Here is a 17,611-nt window from a genome sequence, read left to right as displayed (position 1 = left end):
GCAAGGCTGCAAGAGCGGCGCGGATGCGCATCGCAGATCCTCCCTGTCTGGTGTGGCCCGGCTTCGCCCGGATCTCTTCGCGCATGATCCTGCGCTCGATCGGCCCTGCTGACAAGATGGTAGCAATACCAACTATCTGGAATCGGCAAACGCCGTCGAGCGGACGCCAATCCGCGGCGCGGTGCTGTACCATGCGGCGTTCGCGACCCGCCGAGACCCCGATGCGCAGACTCCCCGCCTTGACCGCCATGAGGATCTTCGAGGTGGTTGGCCAGACCGGCAGCTTCACCCGGGCGGCGGAGCGGCTGAACCTGACCCAGAGCGCCGTCAGCCGGCAGGTGCGGCACCTGGAGGAGCAGCTCGGCGCCGACCTGCTGGTGCGCCGCCATCATCGGCTGGAGCTGACCGCAGCCGGCGTGCAGCTGTTCGAGGCGCTGCAGCACGCCTTCCACGAGGTCGAGCTGGCGGTGCGCGGTATCGAGGAGAAGGGCAACCGCAACCGGCTGCGGATCAACGTGCCGCCGACCTTCGCCCGGCGCTGGCTGATGCCGCGGCTGCCCGGCCTGCGCCGCGCCCATCCGGATCTCGACGTCAGCCTCGGCACCAAACTGTCGGACACCCTGGCCGAGCGCGGCCTGCTGGACTGCGCCATCCGCTTCGGCGACGGCGAATGGCCGATGCTGAAGGCGACGCGGCTGATGACCGAGCGGCACATCGCCGTCTGCGCCCCGGCACTGCTGCAGGGTGTCGACCGTGACCGGCCGGTCGAGCTGTCGCGCTTCACCTTCCTGCATGTCCTGGCCTCGGACGACCGGCGCTATCTGACCTGGCGGCACTGGCTGAACGCCGCCGGGCTGGACGAGGTCGACACCCGCGGCGGGCTGGAGTTCGACCTGCTGGACCTCGCCATCGAGGCGGCCTGCGACCGGCTGGGCGTGTCGGTGGTCGACCGCTTCATGGTCGAACGCGAACTGGCTTCGGGCCGCCTGGTCCAACTGCTCGACGTCGAGGTCGAGGGCCATGAATCCTACTGGCTGGTGACCCGGGCGGAGCAGGAGGACAGCACCAATGTCGCCATGTTCCGAGCGTGGCTGACGGCGGAGATCGAGGGGGCGGGGTCGTAACATTCCCTTTCGGAATGCTTTGCCCAAGAACAAGTCGTTTGCGCCGAGTGCGCCGGCACGGTTCACTCGCAGCCATCGACAGCGGCGCCGCCGGCCTCGGGAGGACTGGCGATAACAGCGCCCCTCTCCCTGGCCCATCGCTCCGGATGCGCCGCGCCGAAGACGGCCGGAATGCGCCCGGGCGCGCCCTCGGATCCGACCATGACGCATCATCAGAACTTCATCGCCGGCCGCTTCGCGGCGCCGTCCTCCAATGCGGTGATCGAGGTGCGCAACCCCGCCACCGGACGGGTCTTCACCACCGTGCCCGCGGCGACGGAGGCCGAGGCGGTGGCGGCCGTGGTGGCCGCGGCGGCGGCGCAGAAGGCCTGGGGGAAGCTGCCGTCGATCCAGCGCGGCGACGCGCTGCGCCGGCTGGCCGCGGAGATCGAGGCGCGGGCCGGCGCGATCGGCGCCGCCCTGGCGCAGGAATCCGGCAAGAGCCTGGCCGACGCCACGGCCGAGGCGGTCTATGCCGCCGAGCTGATGCGCTACCACGCCGAATGGGCCCGGCGCATCGAGGGCGAGGTGATCCCCAGCGACACGCCGAACGAGACACTGCTGCTGAAGCGCGAGCCGATCGGCGTCGTCGCCTGCCTGATCCCGTTCAACTATCCGGTCTACACGCTGGTGCGGAAGATCGCGCCGGCCCTGATCGCCGGCAACGCCGTGGTGGTCCGGCCCAGCAACAGCACCCCGACCTCGGCCTTCGCCATCGCCGAGGCGGTGGCGGAGGCGGAGGCGGGGCTGCCGCCCGGGCTGGTCAGCATCATGGCGATGACGCATGAGACGGCGCGGGTGCTGTGCACCCAGCCGGCCGTCGGCATGATCACGCTGACCGGCAGCGTCGGCGCCGGGCGCACGGTGCTGGACTACTGCAAGGCCAACATCGCCAGGCCGTCGCTGGAGCTGGGCGGCAAGACCCCGGTGATCGTCGAGCCGGACGCCGACCTGGACGAGGTCGCGGCCCGCATCGTCGCGGCCAAGACCACGCATTGCGGCCAGGTCTGCACCGCGGCCGAGCGGCTCTACGCCCATGAGAGCATCCACGACGCGCTGCTGGACCGGCTGCGCCAGGCTTTTCGCGCCCGCGGCTTCGGCGACCGGTCGGTCGACCCGGACCGCATGGGCCCGCTGGCCACCGCCGCGGCCAGGACGCATGTCCACGGCCTGGTCGAGCGCGCCGTGGCCGAGGGCGCGGTGCTGGAGGCCGGCGGCGTGCTGCCGGACGGCGACGGCTTCTTCTACCCGCCGACCCTGCTGTCCGGCTGCCGGCAGGAGATGGAGATCATCCGCGAGGAGGTGTTCGGCCCGGTGCTGGCGATGCTGCCGTATCGCGACGCTGCCCAGGCGCTGGCTCTGGCCAACGACCACCAGTTCGGCCTGACCTCGGTGCTGTTCACCGAGGATTACCGCACCGTGATGCGCTTCGCCGACGCCATCGAGGCGGGCGAGCTCTACGTCAACCGCTTCCCGGCCGATCCCTACCAGGGCTTCCACGCCGGCTGGAAACGCTCCGGCCTCGGCGGCGACGACGGCAAGCACGGCATGCTCGAATTCACCCAGACGCGGCTCGTCATCCTCAAGCACTGACGGGCCGCCGCCCACACCGAACAAGAAAATCATCGGGAGGAGCCGTTCATGGCATCCATCGTCCAACCAGGCCCCGGGCTTGCGGCACAGGCGGCCCTGCCCAGCGCGCGGTCGCGCTACCTGCAGCTGGCGCTGATCGTGCTGGCGGCCGGCGCGATCTATCCGATCCTCTACCTGCGTCAGGTCTACCAGACGACGATGCTGGAGGTGCTGGGCATCAACAACACCGAGCTCGGGGTGCTGTACTCGATCCTCGGCACCAGCTTCCTGGTCAGCTACCTGCCCAGCGGCTGGCTGGCCGACCGGATCCAGCCGCGGCTGCTGATCATCTTCTCCCTGCTCGGCACCGGGCTCTTGGGCCTGTGGTACGCCGCCCTGCCGGGCTTCACCGCGCTCCTGGTGATCTATTGCGGCTTCGGCATCACCACCGGCCTGACCTTCTGGGCGGCGACGCTGAAGCAGGTCAAGCTGATCGCCGGCCACACCGAGCAGGGCCGCTTCTTCGGCGTGCTGGACGGCGGCCGCGGCCTGGTCGAGGCGGTGCTGGCCAGCCTGGCCATCGCCCTGTTCGTCTACGCCACCGAGACCCGCGGCGCCGGCCTGGCCGCCGGGTTCCGCGACGTGGTGCTGATGTACGCCGTGGCCTGCCTCGTCGTCGGCGTCGCCTACGGGCTGGCGTCGCGCGGCGCGGTCCGCGGCGAGCGCGAGGTGCGGGCCAAGCGCGACACCATCGCCGACCTCAAGGCGCTGCTGCGCATCCCCGAGGTCTGGCTGGTGGCGGCGATCATCTTCTGCGGCTACCACGTCTTCCTCGCCACCTACAGCTTCTCCGGCTACCTGCAGGAGGGCGGCTTCGGCCTCTCCGCTGCCGCGGCCGGCTTCATCGTCACGGTCAAGCTGTGGCTGCGTCCGGTGGGCGGCATCGGCGGCGGCTTCCTGGGCGATCGCTTCTCCACCAGCCGGGTGCTGTTCTGGTCGCTGGTGCTGGCGGCGGTGGCCCTGGTCGGCATGATCGCGCTGCCCGGCATCGGCTCCTCGGCGGTGCTGATCGGCTTCCTGCTGCTGGCCGGCCTGCTGACCTACGCCATCCGCGGCCTGTACTGGGCGATCCTCGACGAATGCGGCGTGCCGCCGGAGATCACCGGCCTCGCCATCGGCATCATCTCGCTCGTCGGCTACGCGCCGGACACGTATCTTCCCATCGTCAACGGCATCATCGTCGACCGCTACCCGGGCATCGCCGGCTACCAGATCTATTTCGGCTACGTCGCCGTGATCTGCGTCCTCGGCGCCCTGGCCACGGCCTGCCTCATGATCCGGCTCAAGCGAAAGGCCTCCGCATGAAGATCGCATCGCTCCAGACCCATGTCGTCGCCGTCCCGCCGCCGCATATCGGGGGCATGTACTGGATCTTCGTGCAGCTGAAGACCGATGACGGCATCGAGGGCGTCGGCGAGATCTACTCGACCGCCTTCCACCCCCAGGCGATGGTGCCGCTGATCGACGACGTGTTCGAGCGCCACCTGCTGGGCCACGACCCGCACCGGGTCGAGCGGTTCTGGCGGTCGGCCTATTCCAGCGGCTTCACCCAGCGCCCCGACCCGACGATGATGGGCATCGTCTCGGGGCTGGAAATGGCCTGCTGGGACATCATCGGCAAGGCGGCCGGCCGGCCGGTCTACGACCTGCTGGGCGGGCTGGTGCACGAGAAGCTGCGCGCCTACACCTATCTCTACCCGAAGAACGCGGCCGGGGAGTTCGACTTCAACGACCCCGACCTGGCCGCCGAATGCGCGGTCGAGATGGTCAGGATGGGCTTCACCGGGGTGAAGTTCGACCCGGCCGGCCCCTACACCGCCTATTCCGGGCACCAGATCTCGCTCGGCGTGCTCGACCGCTGCGAGACCTTCTGCCGCAAGGTGCGCGAGGCGGTGGGCAGCAGTGCCGACCTGCTGTTCGGCACCCACGGCCAGATGGTGCCGTCCTCGGCCATCCGCCTGGCCAAGCGGCTGGAGAAGTACGACCCGCTGTGGTTCGAGGAGCCGGTGCCGCCGGGGCAGGAGGCGGCGATGGCCGAGGTGGCGCGCGCGACCTCGATCCCGATCTCGACCGGCGAGCGGCTGTGTACCAAATACGAGTTCCAGCGGGTGCTGGAGCTCGGCGCCGCCTCGATCCTGCAGCCCGATATCGGCCGGGTCGGCGGCATCCTGGAGACCAAGAAGATCGCCAGCATGGCCGAGGCCTACTACGCCCAGATCGCGCCGCATGTGTATTGCGGCCCGGTCGTCGCCGCCGCCAGCATCCAGGTCGGCGCGGCCTCGCCGAACTTCCTGATCCAGGAATCGATCCTCGACTACGGCGGCTTCCACGGCGAGATCCTGAAGACGCCCCTGACCTTCGACGACGGCTACCTGATCCCGTCGCGCGAGCCCGGGCTGGGTGTCGAGCTGAACCTGGACGTGGTGGCGAAGCACTCGCCCTACACCGGCGACCGGCTGCACCTGCAGATGGCGTCCGAGCCGGCCGACGTGAAGCAGTTCGCACCCGCGCGGGGCTGAGAGCCGATCCATGACCCACGACTACGTCATCGTCGGCGCCGGCTCGGCCGGCTGCATCCTGGCGGCGCGGCTGAGCGAGAGCGGCCGCCACAGCGTGCTGCTGCTCGAGGCCGGCGGCCGCGACGATTCCTTCTGGTTCCGCATCCCGGTCGGCTACGCCCGCAGCTACTACAACCCGCGGGTCAACTGGATGTACTGGTCGGAGCCGGAGGCGGCGCTGGGCGGCCGGCGCATCTACGTCCCGCGCGGCAAGGTGCAGGGCGGCTCCGGTTCGATCAACGCCATGGTGTTCGTGCGCGGCGCCGCGGCCGATTTCGACGACTGGGCCGCGGCCGGCAATCCCGGCTGGGCCTATGACGACGTGCTGCCGCAGTTCCGCCGGCTGGAGAGCCATGCCGGCGGCGCCTCGGACTGGCATGGCGGCGACGGGCCGATCCATGTCACGCCGATGCGCGGCGCCACCCATGCGGTGACCGACGCCTATCTCACCGCCTGCCGCGAGCTGCAGCTGCCGGAGAGTGGCGACTTCAACGGCGCGTCGATCGAGGGTGCCGGCGTCTACGACGTCAACACCCGAAACGGGCAGCGGTCGTCCTCCAGCTTCGAGTACCTGCACCCGGCGCTGGGCCGCCGCAACCTGACGGTCGAGCGCGACGCCCAGGCCCTGCGGGTGGTGCTGGACGACACCGGCCGCGCCACCGGCGTCGAGATCCGGCAGGGGTCGGAGACCCGGATCGTGACGGCGCGGCGCGAGGTCATCCTGGCCGCCGGCGCCGTCGACACGCCGAAGCTGCTGCAGCTGTCCGGCATCGGCGACGGCGCGCTTCTGGCCGGGGCCGGGGTGGCGGTGGCGCATCACCTGCCGGCGGTCGGCCGCAACCTGCAGGACCATCTCTGCGCCAGCTTCTACTACCGCTCGCGCGTGCCGACCCTCAACGGCACCTTCGGCAGCCTGTTCGGCCAGGCTCGGCTGGGGCTGCAATACCTGCTGACCCGCAAGGGCCCGTTCGCCATGAGCGTCAACCAGGCGGGCGGCTTCTTCCGCGGCGCGCCGGGCGAGGCGCGGCCGAACATCCAGATGTATTTCAACCCGCTGTCCTACCGCATCCCGGACAGCCCGAAGGCCGGGCTGAAGCCGGAGCCCTATCCGGGCTTCCTGCTGGCCTTCAACTCGTGCCGGCCGACCAGCCGGGGCGAGATCGCCATCGCCTCGCCCGACCCGGCGGCGGCGGCGAAGATCCGGCCGAACTACCTGTCGACCGACCGCGACATCGAGGAGGTGTTGCAGGGCAGCCGCCTGGCGCGCCGGATCATGGCGGCGCCGAGCGCCGCCGCGATCACGGTGGAGGAGATGCCGCCCTCCGCCGGGGCCGAGAGCGACGCGGCGCTGCTGGACTGGTTCCGCGCCAACAGCGGCTCGATCTACCATCTGTGCGGCAGCTGCGCGATGGGGCCGGACGCGGCGACTTCGGTGGTCGACGCCCGGCTGCGGGTGCATGGGTTGCTCGGCCTGCGCGTGGTCGACGCCTCGGTCTTCCCCAACATCACCGCCGGCAACATCAACGCCCCCACCATGATGGTGGCCGAGAAGGGCGCCGCGATGATCCTGGCGGATGCGGGGTAGGGGCGCGGAACCAGCCCTTCGCGTTGCCTCTCCCGCTTGGCGGGAGAGGTCGGGCGTCCGCAGGACGACCGGGTGAGGGCGGGCCCCGGCCTCGACAAAGGGCCCTCACCCGGAGCCGCTTCGCGTCTCCGACCTCTCCCGCAAGCGGGAGAGGCAACGCCAAATCACCTTGGCAAAGATCAGAGCAGCCCGGCGCTGCTACCAGTCCAGATTGGCCGAACGGCAGTTCGGGCAGACAGAGATGGCGCCGGACACCGGTGCTTTGCAGCGGTGGCACTGGCCGGGAATACGCGTGATGTGCAAGGCCGCGCCCTTGGCTTGCCTCAAGTCGAGTCCGAATTGGTCATGTAGCCGCTTCGTGCCCTCAAGCGCGTTGAAACGCGCTGTCTGCGCGATCGACGACTTGTCGCCATCACTGAGCGACGACGGCCAGGTCACGACGGTCCGACAACGGGGACACATGACCGCATTGTCTATGTTTGCCTCGTTCTCGCTCATCATGCTTCCCCGTCACGATGGCACGATCATAGCAGATCATAGTGCCGGCGGCCGTCGGCCTAGACCAGCGGCAGCCCGACATAGTTCTCGGCCAGCACGGTCTGGGCGGCGCGGGAGCCGCGGATGTAGTCCAGCTCCGCCCGCTGCAGCCGGCGCTCCAGCGGGCCGGTGTCGGGGAAGCGGTGGGTCAGGCCGGTGAACCACCAGGAGAAGCGCTCCGCCTTCCACACCCGGGCCAAAGCGCGGGCGGAGTAGCCGTCGATCCCGGCGGCCGAATGCTCGCCGTAGAATTCGCCGAAGGCCTCGGCCAGCATGACCACGTCCGACACCGCCAGGTTCAGCCCCTTGGCGCCGGTCGGCGGCACGATGTGGGCGGCGTCGCCGGCCAGGAACAGCCGGCCGTGGCGCATCGGCTCGGACACGAAGCTGCGCAGCGGCGCAATGCTCTTCTCGAAGGCCGGGCCACGCACCACCCCGGCCGCCGCCTGCGGGCCAAGGCGCAGGCACACCTCGTCCCAGAACCGGTCGTCCGGCCAATCCTCGATCCGGTCGTCCAGCGGGCATTGCACGTAGTAGCGGCTGCGCTGGGCCGACCGCATGCTGGCCAAAGCGAAGCCGCGCTCGTGATTGGCGTAGATCAGCTCGTGGGCGGCCGGCGGCACGTCGGCCAGCACGCCCAGCCAGCCGAAGGGGTAGACCCGCTCGAACTCCCGCCGCACCCCCTCCGGGATGCAGCCGCGGCTGACGCCGTGGAAGCCGTCGCAGCCGGCGATGAAGTCGCAGTCCAGGCGCTGCTCGACGCCGTCTTGCTGCCAGGTGACGCGGGGCCGGTCGCTGTCGATATCGTGCAGCGCCACATCCCCGGCCTCGAACACCACCGTCAGGCCGCGCGCCTCGGCGCCGTCGAACAGGTCGCGCATCACCTCCTGCTGGCCATAGACGGTGATGCAGGACCCGGTCAGGGCCTGCATGTCGATGCGGAACATCTCGCCGTCGACCGCCAGGTTGGTGCCGGCATGGGGCAGGCCTTCGCGGCGCAGGCGATCCGCCAGGCCCAGCCGGTCCAGCAGGTCGACCGTTCCCTGCTCCAGCACCCCGGCGCGGACCCGGCCCTCGACATAGTCGCGGCTGCGGCGCTCCACGACCACGGCGTCGATGCCGGCGCGGTGCAGCAGATGGGCCAGGACCATCCCGGCCGGTCCGGCGCCGATGATCGCGATCTGGGTGCGCATGGGCCCTCGCCTGTCGTTCCCCGGAAGGCTAGCCCCGCCGGCGAGGAAAGCCATGGACGCGGCCTCGGAAAACTTGGACATTTCTTCCCGTGCCGGTCGTCCGAAGCTGGCGCTCAAGGGGCAGGACCGCCATGCAGGCACCAGCGATTCCCAACTTCTTCCTCTATGGCGAGGCGCCGCGGACGGTCGACGACCGGTTCCTGCATTTGGAGGCATTGGCGGATCGCAGCCGGCCCAGCGGCTGGACCATCCGGCCCCATGCCCATGCCAATCTGAACCATGTCTTCCACTTCACCCGCGGCGGCGGCGCGGTCCGGGCCGAGGGGCAGTCGATCCGGCTGCCGGCGCCTTGCCTGCTGCTGATGCCGGCCGGGGTGGTGCACGGCTTCGACTTCGAGCCGGAGACGGTCGGCTCCGTCCTGACCGTGTCGGACACCACTCTGCGCGAGCTGCTGCGGCGCGAGCCTGAGTTCCGGCCGCTTTTCGCTGCCCCGGCCGTGATCCCGGTCGTCGACCAGGGCTTCATCCTGGCCAGCCTGGGCCGGCTGTCGCGCGAGCTGGCCTGGCTGGCGCCCGGCCGCGCCGCGGCGGTGGAGGCCCTCTTGGTCGGCATCCTGGTCGAGGTGCTGCGCCTGGCGCCGCAGGCCGGGGGCGGGGAGACGGCGGCGCCGGGCCCGCAGGCGCTGCTGGTGGCCCGGTTCCGCGAGCGGATCGAGCAGCGCTACCGCGCCCATGACGAGGTCGAGGACTATGCCCGCGCCCTGGCGGTCAGCCCGAAGCAGCTCTGGGCCGCCTGCCGCCGGGTGGCGGGCGCGCCGCCGGCCCGGCTGATCCAGGACCGGCTGCTGCTCGAGGCCAAGCGCCTGCTGCTCTACACCAATGTCTCGGTGGCCGAGGCGGCCTACACCCTCGGCTTCAACGACCCGGCCTATTTCTCGCGGCTGTTCACCCGGGAGACCGGCCGGTCGCCGCGCGAATTCCGCCGCGGCGGCGATGGCCAGGTCGTAAGAGATCAGGTCAGCGCGTCGAGCACGCCCCCGTCCACCCGCAGCGCCGCGCCGTTGGTGGCCGCGGCCTGGGGCGAGACGGCATAGACCACCATGTTGGCGATCTCCTCCGGCGCCGCCATGCGGCCGATGATCGAGGTCGGGCGGTGAGTGCGGACGAACTCGGTCGCGGTCTCGTCGATCGACTTGCCGGACTCCGCGGCCATCTCGCGCAGGAACGCCTTGACCCCGTCGGTCATGGTCGGGCCGGGCAACACCGAGTTGACGGTGACGCCGGTGCCGCGGGTCAGCTTGGCCAGGCCGCGGGCGAGGGCGATCTGCGCCGTCTTGGTGACGCCGTAATGCACCATCTCGACCGGGATGTTCAGGCCGGATTCGGAGGAGATGAACACCACCCGGCCCCAGTTCCGCGCCAGCATGCCCTTCAGATAGGCGCGCGACAGTCGGACGCCGGACAGGACGTTGACGTCGAGGATGTGGACCCAGTCCTCGTCCGGGATGTCGAAGAACTCCTTCATCTCGAAGATGCCGACATTGTTGACCAGGATGTCGACCTCCGGCACCGCCGCGATCAGCTCGGCGCAGCCCGCGGCGGTCGAGACGTCGGCCACGGCGGCGCGCAGCGCGGCGCCGGGCACGGCCTGCCCGATCCGCTCGATCGCCTCCGCCACCGCGGCGGGCCTGCGGCCGTTCACGATCACCTCGGCGCCGGCGGCCGCGAGGCCCTGGGCGATGGCGAAGCCGATCCCTGTGGTCGAGCCGGTGACGAGGGCGGTCTTGCCCGATAGGTCGATCTTCACGTCTGGACTCCGTGATGCGCGGGGGAGGGGCCTGAGGCCCTACCCTTACTGGATGACGCCGAGCTGTGTCAGCAGAGTCAGGTTGTCTTCGAGGTGCCAGTTCGTGGCGATGCGCCCGTCCCGGATGGTGTACATGTCGATCGCGTCGAAGGCGATGGCGCGGCCGTCGCCGGCCTTGTCGCGGAAGCGCCCGGTGAAGTGCCCGGTGAAATGCAGCCGGCTGATCACCTGGTCGCCGACCACCCAGGCCGCCTCGACGGTCATCGCCAGGTCGGGCACGGCCTGGCGGAAGCCGCGCGAGGCGACCAGCGGTCCCTCCGGCCCCTGCGGCCGGCCCGGCGGTGGGTCAAGGTCGGTGAAGTCCGGCGCCAGCGCCTCCTTGGCGTAGCGCTCCTCGCCGGTGTTCCAGAAGGCGTAGTAGCGCCGCGCCGGCAGCAGCAGCGCCGCGGCTTCTGCGTCGCCCAGCCCTTGCGCCACCGTCACTTGCTTCGGCGTCGGCAGGGTATCGTCGGCATAGGCGTGGCCGGCGACAATCAGGGCCGCCCCCAGCGCCAGGCAAATCCATCGTGACGACATGGTCGAACTCTCCTGTCAGTCTGTCAGACCAGGGCGCTGCCGCCATGGATATAGGCGGTGCTGCCGGTGGCGTAAGGGTTGGTGATGAAGGCGAGGATCTGGGTCGCGATGTGCTCGGGCTGGCCGACCAGCCCGGCCGGCAGGGTCGCGGCAGCGCGGTCATACATCGCCTGCCGCGCCTCATCGGCCATGCGGTCGTAGAGCGGCGTCGCCACCAGCCCGGGCGAGACCGTGTTGACCCGCACCGGCGCCAGCTCGAGGGCGAGGCCCTGGGCCAGCGCCTCCAGCCCGGCATTGATCGCGCCCTGGATCGCGGCGCCCTTGCGCGGCCGGATGGCCAGCACGCCGGTGACCAGGGTCAGGGACCCGCCGTCGCGGATCGTGGCGGCGCGGGCGATGCGATAGGCGCCCCAGAACTTCGAGTTCATCGAGGCGAAGGCGTCGGCCAGCGGCAGCTCGCGCACCGCCGCGACCTTGGTCTGGGCCGCCGAGACCACGACATGGTCGTAGACCGTTCCGTCGGCGAAGAAGGCCTCGACGGAGGCGTCCGAGGTGGTGTCGAGCACCCGGCCCACGCTGCCGGCGCCGATCGCGGCGACCGCGGCGTCGACCTTGTCCTGCGACCGCGAGGCCACGGTGACCGTCGCGCCCAGCCCGGCCGCCGCCTGCGCCGTGGCCAGGCCGATCCCCGAACTGCCGCCGACCACCAGCACGCGCTGGCCTGCGAGACTGTTCATGTCCGTCTTCTCCTGATTGACCGGGCCAGCCGGCCCGGCGTTGCGGAAGATCTGGATCTTCTGCGCTTCGGAAATAATACTCTGCCTCAGAAAGCCACTCTTTCCGGATCGTTGAGAATGGGCCAGATCGAGAACCTGTCGGACATCGCCGTCTTCGCCCGCATCGCCGCCTCCGGCAGCCTGTCGGCGGCGGCGCGCGACCTCGGCCTGTCGCTGGCCGTGGTGTCGAAGCGGCTGGCCAGGCTCGAGGCGGCCCTCGGCGCCCGGCTGGTGCAGCGCACCACCCGGCGGCTCAGCCTGACCGAGGAGGGCGCCGCCTTCCATGAGCGGGCGCTGCGCATCCTGGCGGAGCTGGAGGCTGCGCAGGAGGCGATGGGCGGCGACGGCCGGCCGCGCGGCCTGCTGCGGGTGACCACGACCGCCGCCTTCGCACGCCGCCAGATCGCGCCGATCCTGGCCCGTTTCCAGACAGCCTGTCCGGAGGTCCGGGTGCAGGTGACGGCCACCGATTCCGTGCTGGACCTGGTGCAGAACGGAATCGACCTCGCCATCCGCCAGGCGGTGCTGCCCGATAGCGGCCTGATGGTGCGGGAACTGGCGCCGAACTGGCGGGTGGCCTGCGCCTCCCCGGACTATCTCGCCCGGCGCGGGCGCCCGGCGACGCCGCGGGATCTGGCGGGCCATGCCTGCATTGTCTATGGCGATCCGCCGATGACCGTCTGGACCTTCGCCGGGCCGGACGGGTCGCCGGTCGATGTCGCCGTCTCCGGCGCGATCATGAGCAATGACGGCGAGGTCGCGCATGAGGCGGCGCTGGCCGGCGCCGGCATCGTGCTGAAGTCGATCTGGTATGTGGCGGAGGATCTGGCCGCGGGACGCCTGGTCCGGGTGCTCGAGGACCATCCGTCGCCGGCCGCGCCGATCCAGGCGGTGTTCCCCTCGGCCCGGCACCTGGCCCCGAAGACCCGTGCCTTCCTGGATGTGCTGGGCGCCGAGCTGCGCGTGGCGGCCCGGCGGCTGGGCGAACCGTGACCCGATCCTGACGCCTTGCCAGGGTGCGCCGGGGCTGCTCAACTTGCGGACATCCGGCCGACCCGCGGCCGCGCTCCCGAGATGATGGACTCCTGATGACCGAGCCTGCGCTGATCCCTGTCTTCGACGGGCACAATGACGTCCTGCTGCGTCTGCTGAAGTCCCACGCCGCGTCGGCCGAAACCGCCTTCATCGACGGCACGGCGACCGGCCATCTCGACCTGCCGCGGGCGCGGAAGGGCGGCTTTGTCGGCGGTATGTTCGCGATCTTCCCGCCGTCGCCGCACTCCTCCGGCTCGATCGACCGGATGCAGGGCGGCAGCTATGCCGTGCAGCTGCCGCCGGAGCTCGGGCCGGCCGAGGCCCAGGCCTCGACCACGGCGATGGCCTCGATCCTGCTGCGGCTGGAACGGGCCGGGGGCCTCAGCGTCTGCCGCAGCGTGGCCGAGATCCGCGCCGCGATCGCGCGGGACTCGCTGGCCGCGGTGTTCCACATCGAGGGCTGCGAGGCGATCGACACCGATTTCCGCATGCTCGACCTGCTCTACGCCGCCGGCCTCCGCTCGCTCGGCATCGTCTGGAGCCGGCCGAACGCCTTCGGCCACGGCGTGCCGTTCAAGTTCCCGAGCTCGCCCGACACCGGCCCGGGCCTGACCGATGCCGGGCGCGAGTTGGTGCGGATGTGCAACGAGCGCCGCATCCTGATCGACCTGTCGCATCTGAACGAGAAGGGGTTCTGGGACGTGGCGGCGCTGTCGACGGCACCGCTGGTCGCGACCCATTCCAACGCCCATTCGGTCTGCCCGCATGCGCGCAACCTGACCGACCGGCAGCTCGACGCGATCCGCGAGAGCGGCGGCATGGTCGGCCTCAACTTCGCCACCGCCTTCCTGCGGCCGGACGGGTCGATGAACGCCGACACCGATCTCGAGATCATGATCCGGCACCTCGACGCGCTGATCGAGCGGCTGGGCGAGGACGGGGTCGGCATGGGCTCCGACTACGACGGCGCCACCGTGCCCGCGGCGATCAAGGACGCGGCCGGCCTGCCGCGGCTGTTCGAGGCGCTGCGCGCCCATGGCTACGACGACGCGCTGCTGCGCAAGCTCGGCACCGAGAACTGGTTCGGGGTGCTGGAGCGCAGCTGGGGCGGGTGATTACGATGTCTGAAGAACGGACCGCCATGACCGTGGCCGACGTGATCCGCGATTTCGCGGCCGCGGACGGGGTTCTGCCCGTGGGCGCCCTGAACTGGGCAGTAGATCATTGGGACGAGGCCGGGCCGCGGTTTATCGAGTTGATGGAACGCTACGCCGACGGCGATGGTCGTTCCGAGGACACCGGGAATGCCCTCTTCTTCATCATCCATCTCCTCGGCGAGAGGATGGAGACACGCGCTTTCCCGTGCCTCTGCCGCCTGATCCGGGACAGTGAGGCCACGAGGCGGATTCTCGGCGAAGCCATCACCGAGACGCTCGACCGGATCCTGATCGGCACCTTCGACGGCGATCTCTCGCCGCTGAAGGCGGTGATCGAGGATGCCGCCGCCGACGAATTCGTGCGCGAGGCCGCGTTCGAGGCCCTGGCCTATCACTGCCGCATGGGCGCGATCTCGCATGAGGAGATGAGGGCCTATCTGCTGCATCTCTCCGAGCACATGCAGCCTCGGGACGACAATGCCGTCTGGATGGGCTGGACGACGGCAGTTTCGTCCCTGGGCTATGAGGACCTGGCGGCGACGGCGGAGCGGCTGATCGACGACTTCCTGGTTCCGGTGGGAATGATGGATGTTGATGACTTCCGCGACGATCTGAGGCAAACGCTCGACGACCCTGAGCGGAAGGCTGGCTTCATCGCTAACCGCCTGATGCCGTTCATGGACACGGTCGGCACCTTGTCGACCTGGTACGGCTTCTCGAAGGAATACCGGGCACGGCGCGCGAGAGGGGAGGAGCCGGACGACGATCTCGAGGATCCACTGGTCCCCCACGGATGGCCATCCATCACGTATGGCGAACCTGCGGTCAATCCGATGCGGGATGTCGGCCGCAACGACCCGTGCCCATGCGGCAGCGGCAAAAAGTACAAGAAGTGCTGCCTGGCGAAGGAGGCGAATTAGCCTCGCCTCGTGGCGCACTGAAAATCCGTGAGCACCGGAAGCTTCGAGTGCGCCGTCAGACGGCCGCGCCAGGAGCGTTTTCGAACGGTTTCTCAACCCGTGTCGGTCAGCTCGTGCACCCTGGCCGCGGCCAGCACCGCCGGTTCCATCAGCCGCGCATTCACCGCCATGCGGTGATAGAAGCGGTCGACATGCGCCCAATGGGTGGTGCAGCCGCAGGTCCGGCAGGTGTGGAATTCGAGCGCCATGCGGTTCCACAGATAGACCAGGGTGGCGTTCCGGGCGGCGGTCAGGCGGACCTGCTGCGGCGCGTAATAGGCCCAGAGCACGCCGAGCTTGCGGCAGATCGAGCAGTCGCAGCGCGTCACCTCCTCCGGCGGCGTGTCGATCTCCATGCGGACGGCGCCGCAATGGCAGGATGCCTCGATCATCGACCCCTCCCACGATCATCGTTTCCATGATACTGGCGGTCCCGTGCTTCGCAGGAAAGCCTGATGACGGCTATCGATCGGTATCGCGCCGCGATCCTTCGCGCCTTCCCGGACCTCGCCACATCTCCCTTCCGGCTGATGGCGGAGAGCTGGGATTCGACGGCGGTCGAGGCGGACGGCCTGGTCTTCAAGTTCCCGCGCCATGAGGCGGCGGCAGGGCGGCTGCGCAAGGAGGCCGCGCTGCTGGCCGTGATCCGGCCCGCGGTGTCGCTGCCGGTCCCCGACCTCGTGCTCGCGGAGGGGCCGCCCTTGTTCTCCCGGCACGTCAAGATCCCGGGCGAGCATCTGCTGACGGCGCACTACGCCGGGCTTCCCGAGGAGGCCCGCCGGCGGCTCGCCGAGGATCTGGCGGGTTTCTACGCCGAGCTGCACCGGCTCGATCGCGGGCGGATGGCGGCTGCCGGCGCCGAGCCCGAAGCCTGGGGGACGGCGGAAGGGATCGGCGCCAAGGCCCTGCCGGCCCTGACGCCGGAGCTGCGCCCGGCGGCGGAGCGCGTGCTCGCGGCCTATGACCGGCTGCCGCCCGATCCGCACGGGACGATCTACGGCTTCTTCGACGGGCATGGCTGGAACATGGCGTTCGACCACGGCCGGCAGCGGCTCAACGGCATCTACGACTTCGCGGATTCCGGCCTCGGGCCGCTGCACCAGGAGTTCATCTATTCGAGCTTCGTCTCGCCCGACCTCACCGCCCGGCTCGTCTCGGCGTATGAGGCGCTGACCGGGCGCGGGCTCGACCGCCGGCGGATCGCCATCCTGACCGGCATGCACCGCCTGTGGGAGCTGGCCGAGCTCGCCGACGATCCCGAGCATGTGCCGACGATGGTCCGCAGCTTCGCGGAATGGGTGGCGACGGCGGACCGCTTCTAAGGGGAGGTCAGAGCGCCGGCCGGTCCTCGCTCCGGCCGGCCCGAGCCGGCGTGTCCGTCGGCCGGTACTGGCCGATCAGCAGCGCCGCCTGGGTCCGCAGCGCATCGCTGAGCTGCGGCGCGCCGCGGCCCATCTCGTCGGTCACCCGGAACAGCAGCCGCTCGATGGTGTCGAGATGCTTGGTCCGCAGCGTGCCGGCGACATGTGCTTCCCGGCGCCTGGGGTCGAGCAGCGTGTCGTAGAGGGCGTCGAGATGCTCGACCAGCGTGGTGGCGGCGGCGATCGAAGCCTCGTCGCCCTCGGTCGAGGTGAAGCGGATCGGTGGAACGATGCGCGTCGGCCGATCCATCATGGGCCTCCCGGAAATCAACGGTCCACGATCCCTTGGATCGGGACATTTGGCAACCCGGAAGCGGACCCTTGCGAATAATTTATCCCACGGATTTTCCAGGGATTTTAGTGGCTGTCGAGATATCGCGTCTGGAAGGCGGAGAGGTCGCGCCGGAAGCTGGCGAGACTGTAGTCCCCGGTCTCCGGCGGCGGGTCGCGGTCCTGCAGGATCGCGTGCAGAATGCATTCCTGAGTCCGCCCCAGGCTGCCCTGCCGCGCCGCCACCATCGCCAGGGAGATCCAGCATGTCTCCTCCGGGCTGGGCGGAAACCCGTCCTCCCAGTTCTGGCCCTGGATGCGGAACCAGAAGTGCAGCGTCTGCGCGAGGCTCCGGCCGTCGTTGGTCATTCGCTCTGCCGTCAGCATGGTCTTCACAAAAGACATGGGGCAGCGATTTGTTCCGGCGTTCCGCAACACCCTGTCGGCGAGAGCGGAACGGGAATGCCGGTGGAGGGGGCTCGCCATGACGGAGAAGGTGGGCTGCACCAGAGCCTCGGGCTCAGGCCACCGCGGCCCGTAGCGCCTGCTCCAGGTCGGCGATCAGCTCGGCCGGGTCCTCGATGCCGGCGGACAGGCGCAGCAGGTCGTCGGGCACCGGGCTGGTCGGGCCCTCGACGCTGGCGCGGTGCTCGATCAGGCTCTCGACCCCGCCCAGCGAGGTGGCGCGCTTCCACAGCTCGACCCTGGCCGCCGTGGCGATGGCCGCCGCAGCGCCGGCCTTGACGCGGACCGACAGCATGCCGCCGAAGCCGCCCTGCATCTGGCGGGCGGCGACCGCATGGCCCGGCGCATCGTCCAGCCCGGGATAGAGCACGGCCGAGACCAGCTCGTGGCCGCGGAAATGCTCGGCGATCGCCAGCGCCGTGGCCGAGGCCTGGCGCACCCGCGGCACCAGGGTGCGCATGCCGCGCAGCAGCAGCC

General features: G+C 70.2%; 19 protein-coding genes. 10 read left to right on the top strand and 9 right to left on the bottom strand.

The genetic code is table 11. The annotated features are described in order from the left end of the window. The first annotated feature begins 221 nt into the window (after window positions 1-221). From ACTOWL_RS23570 to ACTOWL_RS23550, 5 genes are all read left to right on the top strand, one after another. Window positions 222-1,124 (top strand): LysR substrate-binding domain-containing protein, encoded by a 903-nt coding sequence (locus ACTOWL_RS23570; protein ID WP_441323719.1) that lies wholly within the window; start codon window positions 222-224, stop codon window positions 1,122-1,124. A 201-nt stretch (window positions 1,125-1,325) separates the two neighbouring features. Continuing rightward, the gene (locus ACTOWL_RS23565; RefSeq protein ID WP_441323718.1) at window positions 1,326-2,756 is read left to right on the top strand and encodes an aldehyde dehydrogenase family protein; all 1,431 of its coding nucleotides are present in this window, start codon (window positions 1,326-1,328) and stop codon (window positions 2,754-2,756) included. 48 nt (window positions 2,757-2,804) lie between these two features. Then, window positions 2,805-4,100, top strand: a complete 1,296-nt coding sequence (locus tag ACTOWL_RS23560) for an MFS transporter (protein ID WP_441323717.1) — start codon at window positions 2,805-2,807, stop codon at window positions 4,098-4,100. Beyond that, window positions 4,097-5,314 carry a mandelate racemase/muconate lactonizing enzyme family protein gene (locus tag ACTOWL_RS23555; protein WP_441323716.1) on the top strand — a complete coding sequence of 406 codons (1,218 nt, stop codon included), beginning with the start codon at window positions 4,097-4,099 and terminating at the stop codon, window positions 5,312-5,314. The genes ACTOWL_RS23560 and ACTOWL_RS23555 overlap by 4 nt, the downstream gene beginning before the upstream one ends. A 10-nt stretch (window positions 5,315-5,324) precedes the next feature. Further along, complete coding sequence (locus tag ACTOWL_RS23550) at window positions 5,325-6,938, top strand: GMC family oxidoreductase (protein WP_441323715.1); 1,614 nt, start codon at window positions 5,325-5,327, stop codon at window positions 6,936-6,938. A 198-nt stretch (window positions 6,939-7,136) separates the two neighbouring features. Here the strand turns inward: ACTOWL_RS23550 and ACTOWL_RS23545 are convergent, their stop codons facing one another. Continuing rightward, complete coding sequence (locus ACTOWL_RS23545; RefSeq protein WP_441323714.1) at window positions 7,137-7,436, bottom strand: hypothetical protein; 300 nt, start codon at window positions 7,434-7,436, stop codon at window positions 7,137-7,139. A gap of 59 nt (window positions 7,437-7,495) precedes the next feature. After that, window positions 7,496-8,668 carry a 4-hydroxybenzoate 3-monooxygenase gene (pobA, locus tag ACTOWL_RS23540; RefSeq protein WP_441323713.1) on the bottom strand — a complete coding sequence of 391 codons (1,173 nt, stop codon included), beginning with the start codon at window positions 8,666-8,668 and terminating at the stop codon, window positions 7,496-7,498. A gap of 131 nt (window positions 8,669-8,799) precedes the next feature. Here pobA and ACTOWL_RS23535 point away from each other — a divergent pair, with 131 nt between their 5' ends. After that, on the top strand, window positions 8,800-9,762 hold the full coding sequence (locus ACTOWL_RS23535; RefSeq protein WP_441323712.1) for a helix-turn-helix domain-containing protein: 963 nt from the start codon (window positions 8,800-8,802) through the stop codon (window positions 9,760-9,762). On the opposite strand, the gene ACTOWL_RS23530 is transcribed toward ACTOWL_RS23535, so the two are convergent. Genes ACTOWL_RS23530 through ACTOWL_RS23520 form a run of 3 tightly spaced genes read right to left on the bottom strand, consistent with a single transcriptional unit; the run spans window position 9,681 to window position 11,788 of the window. Next, the gene (locus ACTOWL_RS23530; RefSeq protein ID WP_441323711.1) at window positions 9,681-10,475 is read right to left on the bottom strand and encodes an SDR family NAD(P)-dependent oxidoreductase; all 795 of its coding nucleotides are present in this window, start codon (window positions 10,473-10,475) and stop codon (window positions 9,681-9,683) included. The genes ACTOWL_RS23535 and ACTOWL_RS23530 overlap by 82 nt on opposite strands. Before the next feature lie 45 nt (window positions 10,476-10,520). Then, window positions 10,521-11,051 (bottom strand): ester cyclase, encoded by a 531-nt coding sequence (locus ACTOWL_RS23525; protein ID WP_441323710.1) that lies wholly within the window; start codon window positions 11,049-11,051, stop codon window positions 10,521-10,523. 23 nt (window positions 11,052-11,074) lie between these two features. Next, window positions 11,075-11,788, bottom strand: a complete 714-nt coding sequence (locus tag ACTOWL_RS23520) for an SDR family oxidoreductase (protein ID WP_441323709.1) — start codon at window positions 11,786-11,788, stop codon at window positions 11,075-11,077. A gap of 117 nt (window positions 11,789-11,905) precedes the next feature. Here ACTOWL_RS23520 and ACTOWL_RS23515 point away from each other — a divergent pair, with 117 nt between their 5' ends. The 3 genes from ACTOWL_RS23515 (at window position 11,906) to ACTOWL_RS23505 (ending at window position 14,939) form a co-directional block, all read left to right on the top strand. Beyond that, on the top strand, window positions 11,906-12,820 hold the full coding sequence (locus ACTOWL_RS23515; RefSeq protein ID WP_441323708.1) for a LysR family transcriptional regulator: 915 nt from the start codon (window positions 11,906-11,908) through the stop codon (window positions 12,818-12,820). Window positions 12,821-12,915: 95 nt separating this feature from the next. Then, window positions 12,916-13,977 (top strand): dipeptidase, encoded by a 1,062-nt coding sequence (locus ACTOWL_RS23510; protein WP_441323707.1) that lies wholly within the window; start codon window positions 12,916-12,918, stop codon window positions 13,975-13,977. Between the two features lie 26 nt (window positions 13,978-14,003). Further along, window positions 14,004-14,939, top strand: a complete 936-nt coding sequence (locus ACTOWL_RS23505) for a DUF1186 domain-containing protein (protein WP_441323706.1) — start codon at window positions 14,004-14,006, stop codon at window positions 14,937-14,939. A 92-nt stretch (window positions 14,940-15,031) separates the two neighbouring features. Here ACTOWL_RS23505 and ACTOWL_RS23500 read toward each other — a convergent pair whose 3' ends face one another. After that, window positions 15,032-15,370 (bottom strand): GFA family protein, encoded by a 339-nt coding sequence (locus tag ACTOWL_RS23500; RefSeq protein ID WP_441323705.1) that lies wholly within the window; start codon window positions 15,368-15,370, stop codon window positions 15,032-15,034. Between the two features lie 63 nt (window positions 15,371-15,433). On the opposite strand from ACTOWL_RS23500, the gene ACTOWL_RS23495 reads away from it, so the two are divergent. After that, a complete protein-coding gene (locus ACTOWL_RS23495; protein WP_441323704.1) occupies window positions 15,434-16,300 on the top strand; it encodes a phosphotransferase family protein in 867 nt (288 codons plus the stop codon). A gap of 7 nt (window positions 16,301-16,307) precedes the next feature. On the opposite strand, the gene ACTOWL_RS23490 is transcribed toward ACTOWL_RS23495, so the two are convergent. The 3 genes from ACTOWL_RS23490 to ACTOWL_RS23480 all read right to left on the bottom strand — a co-directional run. Continuing rightward, on the bottom strand, window positions 16,308-16,649 hold the full coding sequence (locus ACTOWL_RS23490; protein ID WP_441323703.1) for a hypothetical protein: 342 nt from the start codon (window positions 16,647-16,649) through the stop codon (window positions 16,308-16,310). Between the two features lie 107 nt (window positions 16,650-16,756). Beyond that, on the bottom strand, window positions 16,757-17,038 hold the full coding sequence (locus tag ACTOWL_RS23485; protein WP_441323702.1) for a hypothetical protein: 282 nt from the start codon (window positions 17,036-17,038) through the stop codon (window positions 16,757-16,759). A 151-nt stretch (window positions 17,039-17,189) separates the two neighbouring features. Continuing rightward, window positions 17,190-17,611, bottom strand: a 422-nt coding sequence (locus ACTOWL_RS23480) for a PLP-dependent transferase (RefSeq protein WP_441323701.1), incomplete at its 5' end; no start/stop codon positions are given.

Source organism: Inquilinus sp. CA228 (assembly GCF_052078665.1).
Taxonomy (GTDB): domain Bacteria; phylum Pseudomonadota; class Alphaproteobacteria; order DSM-16000; family Inquilinaceae; genus Inquilinus.
Note: the sequence above shows the minus strand (reverse complement) of the source record. Positions and strands in the feature narration are given on the sequence as shown.

What these genes read in the sequence shown, in the direction of transcription:
- ACTOWL_RS23570 (WP_441323719.1), top strand. Translation starts at nt 222, where the DNA reads ATGCGCAGACTCCCCGCCTTGACCGCCATGAGGATCTTCGAGGTGGTT.
- ACTOWL_RS23565 (WP_441323718.1), top strand. Translation starts at nt 1,326, where the DNA reads ATGACGCATCATCAGAACTTCATCGCCGGCCGCTTCGCGGCGCCGTCC.
- ACTOWL_RS23560 (WP_441323717.1), top strand. Translation starts at nt 2,805, where the DNA reads ATGGCATCCATCGTCCAACCAGGCCCCGGGCTTGCGGCACAGGCGGCC.
- ACTOWL_RS23555 (WP_441323716.1), top strand. Translation starts at nt 4,097, where the DNA reads ATGAAGATCGCATCGCTCCAGACCCATGTCGTCGCCGTCCCGCCGCCG.
- ACTOWL_RS23550 (WP_441323715.1), top strand. Translation starts at nt 5,325, where the DNA reads ATGACCCACGACTACGTCATCGTCGGCGCCGGCTCGGCCGGCTGCATC.
- ACTOWL_RS23545 (WP_441323714.1), bottom strand. Translation starts at nt 7,436, where the DNA reads ATGAGCGAGAACGAGGCAAACATAGACAATGCGGTCATGTGTCCCCGT.
- pobA (WP_441323713.1), bottom strand. Translation starts at nt 8,668, where the DNA reads ATGCGCACCCAGATCGCGATCATCGGCGCCGGACCGGCCGGGATGGTC.
- ACTOWL_RS23535 (WP_441323712.1), top strand. Translation starts at nt 8,800, where the DNA reads ATGCAGGCACCAGCGATTCCCAACTTCTTCCTCTATGGCGAGGCGCCG.
- ACTOWL_RS23525 (WP_441323710.1), bottom strand. Translation starts at nt 11,051, where the DNA reads ATGTCGTCACGATGGATTTGCCTGGCGCTGGGGGCGGCCCTGATTGTC.
- ACTOWL_RS23520 (WP_441323709.1), bottom strand. Translation starts at nt 11,788, where the DNA reads ATGAACAGTCTCGCAGGCCAGCGCGTGCTGGTGGTCGGCGGCAGTTCG.
- ACTOWL_RS23515 (WP_441323708.1), top strand. Translation starts at nt 11,906, where the DNA reads ATGGGCCAGATCGAGAACCTGTCGGACATCGCCGTCTTCGCCCGCATC.
- ACTOWL_RS23510 (WP_441323707.1), top strand. Translation starts at nt 12,916, where the DNA reads ATGACCGAGCCTGCGCTGATCCCTGTCTTCGACGGGCACAATGACGTC.
- ACTOWL_RS23505 (WP_441323706.1), top strand. Translation starts at nt 14,004, where the DNA reads ATGACCGTGGCCGACGTGATCCGCGATTTCGCGGCCGCGGACGGGGTT.
- ACTOWL_RS23500 (WP_441323705.1), bottom strand. Translation starts at nt 15,370, where the DNA reads ATGATCGAGGCATCCTGCCATTGCGGCGCCGTCCGCATGGAGATCGAC.
- ACTOWL_RS23495 (WP_441323704.1), top strand. Translation starts at nt 15,434, where the DNA reads ATGACGGCTATCGATCGGTATCGCGCCGCGATCCTTCGCGCCTTCCCG.
- ACTOWL_RS23490 (WP_441323703.1), bottom strand. Translation starts at nt 16,649, where the DNA reads ATGGATCGGCCGACGCGCATCGTTCCACCGATCCGCTTCACCTCGACC.
- ACTOWL_RS23485 (WP_441323702.1), bottom strand. Translation starts at nt 17,038, where the DNA reads ATGACCAACGACGGCCGGAGCCTCGCGCAGACGCTGCACTTCTGGTTC.